Origin of the sequence: Corynebacterium sp. HMSC058E07, from assembly GCF_001809885.1 — a bacterium.
GTDB lineage: Bacteria > Actinomycetota > Actinomycetes > Mycobacteriales > Mycobacteriaceae > Corynebacterium > Corynebacterium macclintockiae.
In genome coordinates, this window is record NZ_KV799231.1 from 20,251 (window position 1) to 32,202 (window position 11,952).

At 63.5% G+C, this 11,952-nt stretch carries 9 protein-coding genes; 8 read left to right on the top strand and 1 reads right to left on the bottom strand.

Annotation, left to right across the window (positions count from 1 at the left end; all coding sequences use genetic code 11):
- Positions 1-19: 19 nt before the first annotated feature.
- The 5 genes from HMPREF2678_RS00485 (at position 20) to ndk (ending at position 6,890) form a co-directional block, all read left to right on the top strand.
- Positions 20-2,782, top strand: a complete 2,763-nt coding sequence (locus HMPREF2678_RS00485; RefSeq protein ID WP_070550499.1) for a valine--tRNA ligase — start codon at positions 20-22, stop codon at positions 2,780-2,782.
- A complete protein-coding gene (locus tag HMPREF2678_RS00490; RefSeq protein WP_070550500.1) occupies positions 2,779-4,317 on the top strand; it encodes a bifunctional tetrahydrofolate synthase/dihydrofolate synthase in 1,539 nt (512 codons plus the stop codon). Before HMPREF2678_RS00485 ends, HMPREF2678_RS00490 begins: the two co-directional genes overlap by 4 nt.
- A gap of 155 nt (positions 4,318-4,472) precedes the next feature.
- Complete coding sequence (locus tag HMPREF2678_RS00495) at positions 4,473-4,931, top strand: DUF4233 domain-containing protein (RefSeq protein WP_246817846.1); 459 nt, start codon at positions 4,473-4,475, stop codon at positions 4,929-4,931.
- Between the two features lie 114 nt (positions 4,932-5,045).
- Complete coding sequence (locus HMPREF2678_RS00500; RefSeq protein WP_246817844.1) at positions 5,046-6,377, top strand: peptidoglycan recognition protein family protein; 1,332 nt, start codon at positions 5,046-5,048, stop codon at positions 6,375-6,377.
- A gap of 102 nt (positions 6,378-6,479) precedes the next feature.
- Positions 6,480-6,890, top strand: coding sequence for a nucleoside-diphosphate kinase (ndk, locus tag HMPREF2678_RS00505; RefSeq protein WP_034973318.1), 411 nt, complete (start codon positions 6,480-6,482; stop codon positions 6,888-6,890).
- A 104-nt stretch (positions 6,891-6,994) separates the two neighbouring features.
- Here the strand turns inward: ndk and HMPREF2678_RS00510 are convergent, their stop codons facing one another.
- A complete protein-coding gene (locus tag HMPREF2678_RS00510; RefSeq protein ID WP_070550502.1) occupies positions 6,995-7,759 on the bottom strand; it encodes a hypothetical protein in 765 nt (254 codons plus the stop codon).
- A 140-nt stretch (positions 7,760-7,899) separates the two neighbouring features.
- Here HMPREF2678_RS00510 and HMPREF2678_RS00515 point away from each other — a divergent pair, with 140 nt between their 5' ends.
- From HMPREF2678_RS00515 to rpmA, 3 genes are all read left to right on the top strand, one after another.
- The gene (locus HMPREF2678_RS00515) at positions 7,900-10,917 is read left to right on the top strand and encodes an Rne/Rng family ribonuclease (RefSeq protein ID WP_246817845.1); all 3,018 of its coding nucleotides are present in this window, start codon (positions 7,900-7,902) and stop codon (positions 10,915-10,917) included.
- 264 nt (positions 10,918-11,181) lie between these two features.
- A complete protein-coding gene (gene rplU, locus HMPREF2678_RS00520) occupies positions 11,182-11,484 on the top strand; it encodes a 50S ribosomal protein L21 (protein WP_005296481.1) in 303 nt (100 codons plus the stop codon).
- A gap of 45 nt (positions 11,485-11,529) precedes the next feature.
- On the top strand, positions 11,530-11,796 hold the full coding sequence (rpmA, locus tag HMPREF2678_RS00525; RefSeq protein ID WP_005296479.1) for a 50S ribosomal protein L27: 267 nt from the start codon (positions 11,530-11,532) through the stop codon (positions 11,794-11,796).
- The last annotated feature ends 156 nt before the right edge of the window (positions 11,797-11,952 follow it).

Consider the following 11,952-nt stretch of genomic DNA (forward strand, 5'->3'; position numbering starts at 1 on the left):
TCTACTAGACTGGGCAAGCGTGAGTGACTCCAGTTCTAAGGCAAATGGCTCTAACCAGATTGGTGCTGACCGCTCGGCACAGCTTCCCGCGGCATGGGACCCCGCCGCGGTAGAGGAAAACCTGTACCAGGGGTGGGTGGATTCCGGCTACTTCAAGGCCGACCCGGCCAGCGATAAGCCACCTTTTAGCATTGTGCTGCCGCCGCCGAACGTGACCGGCCAGCTGCACATGGGCCACGCACTGGACCACACCCTGATGGATGCGATGGCCCGCCGCAAGCGCATGCAGGGCTTCGAGGTCCTGTGGCTGCCGGGCTCCGACCACGCGGGTATTGCCACCCAGACGAAGGTCGAGGCCAACCTGAAGGAAACCGAGGGCAAGGATCGCTTCGACTATGGCCGCGAGGCCTTCGTGGACAAGGTCTGGGAGTGGAAGGACCAGTACGGTGGCGTGATCCAGCGCCAGATGCGCGCCATCGGTGACTCGGTGGATTGGTCGCGCGAGCGCTTCACTCTGGACGATGGCCTGTCCCGCGCGGTGCAGACCATGTTCAAGGAGCTTTTTGACGCCGGCCTGATCTACCGGGCGAATCGCATGGTGAACTGGTCCCCGGTGCTGCAGACTGCTATTTCCGACATCGAGGTCGTTTATTCCGACGACGAGGGCGAGCTGGTGAGTATCCGCTACGGCTCCCTGGACGATTCCGAGCCCCATGTGATCGTGGCGACCACCCGTGTGGAGACGATGCTGGGCGACGTGGCCGTTGCCGTGCACCCGGAGGACGAGCGCTACGCGGAACTGGTGGGCAAGACCTTGCCGCACCCGTTCCTGCCAGATCGCCAGATGGTTGTGGTGGCCGACGACTACGTCGACCCGGAGTTCGGTACTGGTGCCGTGAAGATCACCCCGGCGCACGACCCGAACGACTTCGCATTGGGCCAGCGCCACGACCTGCCGATGCCGGTGATCATGGACGAGACCGGCCACATCGCGAACACCGGCACGGAGTTCGACGGGATGGAGCGCTACGAGGCGCGCGAGAAGATCCGCCTGGCGCTGGAGGAGCAGGGGCGCATCGTGGCCCGCAAGTTCCCCTACGTCCACAGCGTGGGCCACTCCGAGCGTTCCAAGGAGGCCGTGGAGCCGCGCCTGTCCGAGCAGTGGTTCGTCAAGGTTGACGAGCTGGCGAAGATGTCCGGCGATGCGATTCGCTCTGGCGACTCGGTGATCCACCCGGCCTCCCAGGAACCGCGCTGGTTTGACTGGGTGGACGACATGCACGACTGGTGCATTTCCCGCCAGCTGTGGTGGGGCCACCGCATCCCAATCTGGTACGGCCCGAACGACGAGATCGTGTGCTGCGGACCGGACGATGAACCCCCGACGGGTGAGGGTTGGCGCCAGGACGAGGACGTGCTGGATACTTGGTTCAGCTCCGCCCTGTGGCCGTTCTCTACGATGGGCTGGCCGGAGAAGACCCCGGAGCTGGAGAAGTTCTATCCCACCAGCGTGCTGGTGACCGGCTACGACATCCTGTTCTTCTGGGTTGCCCGCATGATGATGTTCGCCACCTTCGCCTCCAAGCACACCACCGAGGTGCTGGGCACGGGCAAGGACGGACGCCCGCAGATCCCATTCAAGGACATTTTCCTGCACGGCCTGGTGCGCGACGAGCACGGCCGCAAGATGTCCAAGTCCCTAGGCAACGGCATCGACCCTATGGATTGGGTGAGCGACTATGGTGCGGATGCGCTGCGCTTCACCCTGGCGCGTGGCGCCAACCCGGGCTCCGACCTGCCGGTGGGTGAGGATGCCGCACAGTCTTCCCGCAATTTCGCCACCAAGCTGTACAACGCCACCAAGTTCGCCCTCATGAACGGAGCGCACGTCGGTGAGCTGCCAGCCCGCGAGACGCTGACGGATGCTGACCGCTGGATCCTGGACCGCCTGGAGGAAGTCCGCCAGCTGGTGGACGACGCTTTGGACCGCTACGAGTTCTCCCTGGCGAACGAAAACCTGTACCGCTTCGCCTGGGGCGAGTTCTGCGACTGGTACCTGGAGATCGCGAAGGTGCAGATCCCGCGCGATTGGGACAGCGCTACCGAGGAGCAGATCCAGCGGGGCATCAGCACCCAGATCGTGCTGGGGCGCGTGCTGGACGCAGTGCTGCGCCTGCTGCACCCCGCCATGCCTTTCGTCACCGAGACTCTGTGGAAGGCACTGACCGCTGGGGAAGAGGGCTACTCCGAATCCCTGGTCACTGCCGCCTGGCCGACCGCCGATTTGACCAACGGTGGGGTGGAGACTGACGCCGACGCGGTGCGCCGCATGGCTGACGTGGACAAGCTGGTCACCGAGCTGCGTCGCTTCCGCAGCGACCAGGGCGTGAAGCCCTCCCAGAAGGTGCCCGCTGCCCTGGACTTCGCTGCCGCCGACCTGGCCGACTTCGAGGACGCCGTGCGTTCGCTGGTGCGCCTGGAAACCCCGGCCGAAGACTTCGCTGAGACCGCGTCCATCGAGGTGCGCCTGTCCCAGGCCACCATCGCGGTGAAGCTGGATACCTCCGGCACCGTAGACGTGGCCGCGGAGCGCAAGCGTCTGGAGAAGGACCTCGCGGCAGCGCAGAAGGAGCTGGACAACGCAGCGAAGAAGCTGGGTAACGAGAACTTCCTAGCCAAGGCGCCGGAGAAGGTTGTCGAGGGAATCCGCGAGCGTCAGCGCGTTGCGCAGGAGGAATTCGATCGCATCACCGCCCGACTGGAAGGTCTGCCGAAGGCATGACCGACGATAAAACCACCGACGACAAGCTCGGGGATAGCTACCCGGAAGAGGTAACCCTCGACGAGGCAGGCCTGGCCCTGCCTATCGACGGCGTGGGGTCGGATGAGGCTGAGGTGGCGTCACCAAAAGAAAGGCCCATTACGCCCGAGGACCTGGCCGCCCTGGCCGAGGTTGACGCGGAACTGAACCTGCGGTGGCCAGAGACGAAGATCGACCCGACGCTCGAGCGGGTGGAAATGCTGATGGACCTGCTTGGTCACCCAGAGCGCGCGTTCCCCGTGATTCACGTGGCGGGTACGAACGGCAAGACCTCCGTGGTGCGGATGATCGAATCGCTGATGCGCGCGTTCCACCGCCGCACCGGGCGGACTACCAGCCCGCACCTGCAGATCGTCACCGAACGCATCGCCATCGATGGCAAGCCGCTGCACCCGCGCGACTACGTGGACACCTGGCGCGACATCCAGCCGATGGTGGAGATGGTGGACGCGAAGAGTCAGGCCGAAGGCGGCCCGCAGATGAGCAAGTTCGAGGTGCTGGTGGCCATGGCTTACGCGGCCTTCGCCGATGCGCCGGTGGACGTCGCCGTGGTGGAGACCGGCATGGGCGGGCGCTGGGACGCGACGAACGTGGTGAACTCCGACGTTGCCGTGATCACCCCGATAGGGCTGGATCACACGGACTACCTGGGCGACACGTTGGAGCAGATCGCGGGCGAGAAGGCGGGCATCATCAAGGCTCGCTGGGACGCCGATGACCTGCTGACCCCGCCGGATAACGTGACTATCGTCGCCGAGCAAGAACCCGAAGCGATGCGCGTGATCCTGGAAGAAGCGGTCGCCAAGGATTCCGCGGTTGCCCGTGCGGGTAGCGAATTCGGTGTGGTGTCCAGCCAGATCGCAGTGGGTGGGCAGAGCCTGACCATCCGCGGCTTGGCCGGGGAATACGAGGACATCTTCCTGCCCCTATCCGGCGAGCACCAGGCGCGCAATGCGGCTGTGGCGCTGGCGGCCGTTGAAGCCTTCTTTGGTGCCGGGGCAGATCGGAAGCTGGACGTGGACATTGTGCGCCAGGGCTTCGCCTCCGTTGCCTCGCCCGGCCGACTAGAGCGCGTGCGTTCCACCCCGAGCGTGTTCATCGACGCTTCCCACAATCCGCACGGAGCCAAGGCCCTGGCTGCGGCCATCGACCGCGACTTCGAGTTCCGCAGGCTTGTCGGCGTGATCGGCGTGCTGGGGGACAAGGACGCCCGCGGTATCCTGGCCGCTCTGGAGCCTGTGTTGGACGAGGTTGTGGTGACGGAAGTGAATTCCCCGCGCGTCCTGCCCGTCGATGTGTTGGCCGAGTACGCGCGCGATGCCTTCGGCGAGGAGCGCGTGCACGTGGCAGCTAACCTTCCCGGCGCCGTGGAGCTAGCCACTCAGCTGGCCGAAGACGACGAAGATGGTGTGCTGTCGGGCGCGGGCGTGCTGATTACCGGCTCCGTTGTGACGGCTGGGGAGGCCCGTACGCTGTTTGGCAAGGAACCGGCGTAGCGCACACGGGCACACTGGCACTGGCACAGGCGCCGAAAGAAGTATTCAATCCGGAAGAATTAGCAGAACTAGCAAGGAGCTGCACGATCGTGGCACAGAACCCGCACAACCGCACTGGGGCTGGCAAACGGGCCGACAACCAGGCTGGCAAGCAGGTGGGGAAGCAGGTCGAATACGGCCCGCTAGGCCCAGGCCAGGCTCCCGCGAACGATCCCCTGAAGGGCCTGCGCGGAGTGATGGCAGGCACCCACATCATGGAGGCCATCGTGATCCTGCTGGTTCTCACCGTGATTACGCGGGTGGACGCCGGCGCCTCCGCCACAACCTTCAACATGGTTTACGTCATCGGACTGGGCGCTGCCATGATCGTGGCGGCTTTCCTGCAGAAGCTCAAATGGGCGGATTGGCTGAACATCGGTCTGCAGGTACTGGCCGTTGCGGGGTTCATTGTGCACCCGGCGATGGGTGCGATGGGCGTGATCTTCGCGCTGTGCTGGTGGTACGTTTACCACCTTCGCTCGAACCTGCTGCGCCGGATGGAGCGCGGTCTGCTGCCTTCACAGCACCTCGATGAGGAAGGGAACGTGCGCCGTCCGGCTACCCCCACTGAGTAATCTTTATGACGCCACATTCGCCACTGCTTTAACATCAGTAACGGCGACCAGGGGATACCCCGGAAAGGGGGGTGATGTGCCCGCTACCCCCGAATGTGTCTTAATATGCGCATCATGACGTTGACGCGCCGTGCATTTTTCCGCTCATCCACCGCCCTTGGAGCCGCCGTAGGTGGCACCCTCCTCTTCGCCAACCGCAACAATATGGGGGTCTTTTCCTCCGCTGACAACGCCGCCAGCCCCACCGACCCAGCCAACCCTGCCAACCCAGCCAACCCTGGCCAGTTAGCAGAATTTACGGCGACGGGAATCGGCGTCAACCAGAAGGGACAGCTTCCCGGAGGCACCGGGTACCTGACGATTACCTTTCCGCCCGCGGCGACAGAGGAGACCACGGCGACGCTCCGCTTTGAGTTCGCGGGCGGGCGCACGGAAGATCGCGTGGTGCACCCCGAGGCGCACGACCGCGAGGGCGACGATTCCGCCCTGAAGTCCGACCCAGTGAACCTGCCGGAAGGGGCTACCGAGGTGTGGCTGCCCGCCGACCTCAACGATCCGGCGACCCGGGTATTCCTGCACGTCGTGGAGGCTCCAAAGGGGGAGGAAGAGAAGATTTTCGGCGCGGGCATCGCACCCTATTCCGCGCCTGGTCTCCCCAAGGATCCGGCTGATCTGCAGAGCAGCCTGGAGACCGGTGCTGCGGGTGTGGTCGGCTCGCTGGCGCTGGCGGGAACCATTGCTGGAATCCTGGCGTCTAGTGGCTTGGCAATTCCGGGGCTGCCCGCCCCAGGCGGTGGCATCGGCGGTGGCGCGAACGTGATCGACGGCCTGCGCGTTGTTTCCCGTCGCGAATGGGGCGCCAACGAATCACTGATGGGGTGGACGCCCCGCTTCACCCGCGCGCAACTCATCACCGTGCACCACACCGCCATGGCCACCCCAGCCAACGGCGATTATGCCGCGAACGTCCGCAGTATCTATGCCTTCCACGCCTCCAGCGCGAATGGTGGGCGCGGCTGGGGCGATATCGGCTACCACCTGCTGATCGCCCCGGACGGCACCGTGTTCCAGGGCCGCACCACCGGCACGGATGGCCAGGCGGTGTTCCAGTCCGGCAGCCTGGGAGGTACGCCGATGTCCGTGACCGCAGGGCACGTGTACAACGCAAACGACGGCAACATTGGTGTGTGCTTGCTGGGTAACTTTATGACGCAAAGCCCGACCCCCGCTGCCATCGATTCCCTCGTGCGCGTCCTACGCCACCTGTGCCACGGTCTAGGCCTGGATCCGCGCGGCAGCGTGCGCTACGTCAACAACGCAGCCCGCCTGAACGTGACCCGCCGGACGATTACCGGCCACCGCGACTGGGGCGACGTATCCACGGCAACGGCGTGCCCGGGTGACCGCGCGTATGCCTTGATGGACCAGGTGCGCGGTCGCGTGTAGCAGTGGGGTGCTGCGGCGCTGCGGCGCTAGGGTGTTGTGGCGCTGTAGCGCCAGGGTGTTGCGGCGCTGTAGCGCCGTGACGCCACGTGTAGAATTGCTGGCATGACTGAACGCACTCTCATTCTGATCAAGCCCGACGGCGTGAAGAACGGCCACGTGGGCGAAATTATCTCTCGCATCGAAAAGAAGGGTCTGAAGCTCGTCGAGCTGGACCTGCGCACCGCTGACCGCGAGACCGCGGAGAAGCACTACGCTGAGCATGCCGACAAGCCTTTCTTCGGCGAGCTGGTGGACTTCATCACCTCCGCTCCGCTGGTTGCAGGCATCGTTGAGGGCGAGTCTGCTATCGCTGCTTGGCGTCAGCTGGCCGGCGGCACTCACCCGGTCGAGAAGGCCACCCCGGGCACCATCCGCGGCGACTTCGCACTGACCGTTGGTGAGAACGTTGTCCACGGCTCCGACTCCCCGGAGTCCGCTGAGCGCGAGATCGGCATCTGGTTCCCGAACCTGTAAAAATTTAGACAAATAGACCGCGGGCGCATCGCGTCCGCGGTTTTTGCGTGTTGCGTGTTAAAGGGGGTGCGTGCTTGGTCGCAGCCTCGGTATTATCCGGCGCATTATCCGCCGTAGCGCTGCTGGAATTTCTGTGAACCTTCTTCCGTCAGTGTTACCCAGTTCAGCGCACCATCGGCGGAGCGCAGCTCGCGGATCTTCACCGCATTTCCCTGCTTGACCAGTTTGTTCAGAGCCTCGTCTGCCTCTTTCGCGGTCCAGCCGTAGTGCGCTAGATCCTCCTTCAGCCTGTCGCTGAGCATCTGCAGCCCGCCCGGCACGCAGCGGCGGCAGTAAAGAAATGCGTGCAGCCACTCCACGGGGGTTTCAATCTTGATGTCCCGATCAAGCTTTTCTGGGGTGGTGTAGCGGGCGGGGCGCCAGGCGTCAAAAGAAATAACCCAGTAGGCAACCCCCACGGTAATGAGTGCGGCAACACCTGCGTAGGCCCACCGACCGCTGCCAACAACCATCGACGCGACCTGGGATAGTCCGAAAACCAACCCCAGCAACAGCACGAGGCGACCTTCCTCCTTCCAGCTGAAGGGGGTGCGGGCGGCCTCGACGTCCGTCTTCATGGGGGAGTAGTCGTTCCCGCGCACGCCGCCCCGTCGCAGGTAGCGCCACCACACCACGCAAGCCACGATGGCGGTGACGAGGATCCCCAGTGCGGGCAGCGGACCGTTTAGCGGCGAACACAGGATCAGCATTATTGCTGCAAACACGATAGACAAGGCGAACTGGGCGCCTTTGTTCGGCTTCATGCTGTTGGCTACGTCCGTCAGAACCGCATGGTCGAAAGCTCTAGGGGGCTGCGTGGGGGTTGGCATAGCGACTAGCGTAACAGCCGGTTTCGGCGCGTTCGCTGCACTGTCGGGTGGATATGAGACAATGGGTGCAGATCGGATGCCCACAACGATGATGCGGCATTGCGATCGAGCAAACTTTGAAGACTTTAAAAGGAGATTTCGTGGCGACCATCAGCCCGGAAATTGCAGCTCAGGCTGCGAAAATTGATCGAGGAAGTGTGGGGGAGAAGGTCCGCGTCCACACCATTGCCAAGCAGTTGGGGATCCGCGCGACGGATTTCCTGGGCGTACTGGCGGACCATGGAATTGAGGGAAAGAAGACGGCTTCGTCGCTGACTCAGGCGCAGGTCTTTTCTGTTCTGGACGCCCTTAGTTCCACCGATAAACCAGCTCAGGCAGACAAGAAGGCTGCGAAGAAACAGGCAGAGAAGCCTGCGAAAAAGACTGCCAAGAAGGCAACAAAGAAGGCAGCCAAGAAGACCTCGAAGAGGCAGACAAAGAAGGCAGCAGAACAACCTGCCGAAGAGGTTTCTGACAAGGAAACTGCGACAACTGTCGAGCAGCCAGCAGAGCAGCTAGCGGAGCAACCAGCGGAGATGCCCGAGGACAAGGCGGGGGAGAAGCCCTCTAAGCGGACTTCCAAGCGCACCGCGAAGCGGACGACGAAGCGCGCGGTGAAGAAGACCGCCAAGAACGCGGAGCCTAAGCAGTCCAAGCAGGCTGAGCAGGCCAAGCCAGAAAAGGCTGAGGCTGAAGGCTCCGAGCAGAAACCAGTTCGTCGGCGCCGGGTCCGCCGAGTCGTGCGCCGTGTGGGAAGCGTGCGCCAGGCGGAGGAGCGGGCGTCAGAAGAAAAGGGCGAAGGGCAAGACAATAAACAGGAACACCAGAAGGCGATCGCGCCCGAGGACCTGCACCCTGCCGAGCGCTCCACCGACGACATGGTGGATGAGCCGGTGAAGATGAAGGGCTCCACCCGCCTTGAATCGCAGCGCCGCTGGCGTGCAAGAAACCGCGACCGGAACTACAAGGCCATCACCCGTGCCGAGTTCCTGGCACGCCGTGAGTCCGTCGAGCGCACCATGATCGTCCGCGACTCGCAGCGCACCGACGACAAGGGCATGTTGACGCAGGTCGGCGTGGTGGAGGACGGTCAGCTGGTCGAACACTTCGTCGCGGATGCGACGCACCAGTCGCTGATCGGCAACGTGTACCTCGGCCGTGTGCAGAACGTGCTGGGCAGCATGGAAGCAGCCTTTGTGGACATTGGCACTGGCCGCAACGCAGTGCTGTACGCAGGTGAGATGGATTGGCGTTCGCCGCACCTGCATTCCAAGAGCCGCAAGATCGACCAGGCACTGCGCCCCGGCGACCAGATCCTGGTGCAGGTGCTGAAGGACCCGATCGGGCACAAGGGTGCCCGCCTGACCAACCGCATCAGCTTCGCAGGCCGCTACCTGGTGTTCTTCCCGGCAGGTACGACCGCGGGCATTTCCCGCAAGCTGCCCGTCGGTGAGCGCAAGCGCCTGAAGGACATCCTCGGCGAAGTGATCACCGGCGACGGCGGCGCGATCATCCGCACCGCTGCGGAGAACGCCACGGAAGAGCAGATCACCGAAGACGTCCAGCGCCTGCAAAAGCGCTGGGAGGAGATCCAGAAGCTGGAGAACAAGGAGCGCAACTCCAAGGGCTCCAAGCCGGTGACGCTCTACGAAGAGCCGAACATGCTGATCCAAGTCGTGCGCGACGTCTTCAATGCGGACTTCTCCGAGTTGATCATCGACGGCGATAAGTCCTGGCAGGTCGTCCGCGACTACCTGGGACGGACCTCTCCGGAGCTGATGGACCGGGTGCACAAGTGGAACCGGGGCAAGCACGACGGCCAGGATGCCTTCGCGCCGCTGGACCTGGACCAGCAGCTGGAAAAGGCAATGGCCCGCAAGGTGTGGCTGCCCTCGGGTGGCTACCTGATCATCGACCACACCGAGGCCATGACGGTCATCGATGTGAACACCGGCTCCTTCGTCGGCAGCGGTGGCAACCTGGAGGCCACGGTTACCGAGAACAACCTGGAAGCGGCCGAGGAGATCGTGCGCCAGCTCCGTCTGCGCGACATCGGCGGCATGATCGTGGTGGACTTCATCGACATGCTGCTGCAGCAAAACCAGGACCTGGTGCTGCGCCGCCTATCGGAATTCCTGGGGCGCGACCGTACCCGCCACAAGCTGGGCGAGGTGACCTCGCTGGGCTTGGTGCAGCTGACCCGCAAGCGTTTGGGCACCGGTCTGCTGGAGACCTTCTCCACCCCGTGTGAGGCCTGCGACGGCCGCGGCTTCATCATGCACCCGGACCCTGTCGAGCAGCAGGATCCGGAGCCGCGCCGCGATCACGGCCGACGCAAGGAGCGCCAGCAGGCGAAGAACCAGGGTAAGCGCCGCGACGATAGGCGTCAGGAAGACAAGCGTCAGGAAGACAAGCGCCGCGAGGATAGGCACCAAGACGACAAGCGCCGCGAGGAAAAGCAGGACAACCGGCGTGACCAGGGCAACCAGCGGGCGCCGCAGCACGAGCAGGGAGCCAGCGAGCAGAATGCCAAGGAGCAGGGAGCTAACGAGCAGGGCACCGGCCGTCGTCGCGTGCGGCGCCGTGTCGTGCGCCGCGGCAACCCGCACGCCAGCCAAGCCACCGAGGACATCAACAGCATCGTTGCCAGCGCCCGGAAGCGGTCCGCGCAGGAGGATCCGGACGAGCCCTCTGCAGCCGATCACGCCGAGAAACCGGAACGCGCTGAGAAGTCCGAACGCACTGAGACTCCGGCGAAGCGTCGCCGCCGTCGCCGTGTAGTTCGCTCGGCGTCGACTGGCGCGGATGCGGGTCGATCTTCTCGTTCTTCAGTTAAGGACGCCCACGTTTCCGACGACCAGCCTTCCAGCTACGAGGAAGCGAAACGTCAGTTCGACGAGTCTCCTCGCCGCAAGCGCCGCACGCGCGGTAACTCAAAGTCCGACTTCGCTCCGCGACGGGAGGACTTCCAGGGCAGCCAAGACTTCGAGGGCAGTGGCAACGGTGGTAGTGGTAACGATGGCGGCGGTGATCGTGGCCGCGATGCCGGTGCGGAATCGGGTGCTCAGAATCCTCGCTCGCGAGGCCGTCGCCGCCGCGTTGTTCGTAAGAAGAACTAGTTCGTGGCGAAAGAAAAGGGATTTGGTTTTTAGCCCCCTGACCGGGTAGTCTTAACCAGTCGCTGTTCGTTCCGCCGGTGACCAGCTTTAACGCGCGCGTCGCCGGGGACTGCGTGAATACATCTTCAACAGCAAGATGCGTTCTCGCGGTAAGTCCTGAGTTTCGGGGGAACGGACGCAGCTAAGCAAAAGTAACAGTCAGGATGCTTCCTTCCCGCAGGGGGCTGCCTGAGCCGATTAGAGAAATTAAAGGGGTAGCCCTACATGTACGCGATCGTCAAGACCGGCGGAAAGCAGTACAAGGTTGCCGAAGGTGACCTCGTCAAGGTCGAGAAGATCGAGGGTGAGCCGGGTTCGTCCGTGGCTCTCACCCCGGTTCTCGTCGTCGATGGCGCAAACGTCACCACCGGTGACAAGCTGGCATCTGTCAACGTCAACGCTGAGATCGTAGAGCACGTCCGCGGACCGAAGATCCGTGGTATGCACTACCGCAACAAGACCGGTTACAAGCGCCGCTTCGGCCACCGTCAGAGCCTCACGGTTCTGAAGGTCACCGGTATCAAGTAAACTACCGAGACACTTCAATAATCTTCCTTAAGGAGGGAGAGACAAATGGCACACAAGAAGGGTGCATCTAGCTCCAACAACGGCCGTGACTCCGAGTCCAAGCGTCTCGGTGTGAAGCGCTTCGGCGGCCAGCAGGTCAAGGCCGGCGAGATCCTGATCCGCCAGCGTGGTACCTCTTTCCACCCGGGTGAGAACGTCGGTCGCGGTGGCGACGACACTCTGTTCGCCCTGAAGGCCGGCGCCGTACAGTTCGCTACCAAGCGCCGTCGTCGCGTGGTGAACATCGTCGAGAACGAGGCTGTCGAGGCCTAAGCCTTCACCAGCATTCGACATAGCTTTCGGCGGAGACCCGCACAGAGCTTAAAGATCCAGTGGACGCAGTCAATGCGTCCACTGGTTTTTTCGTGCCTCGATACAGTCATGAAAGCCATGATTCTGGGGTTAAGTAGCAAAAAGTGTGTCCGCTCG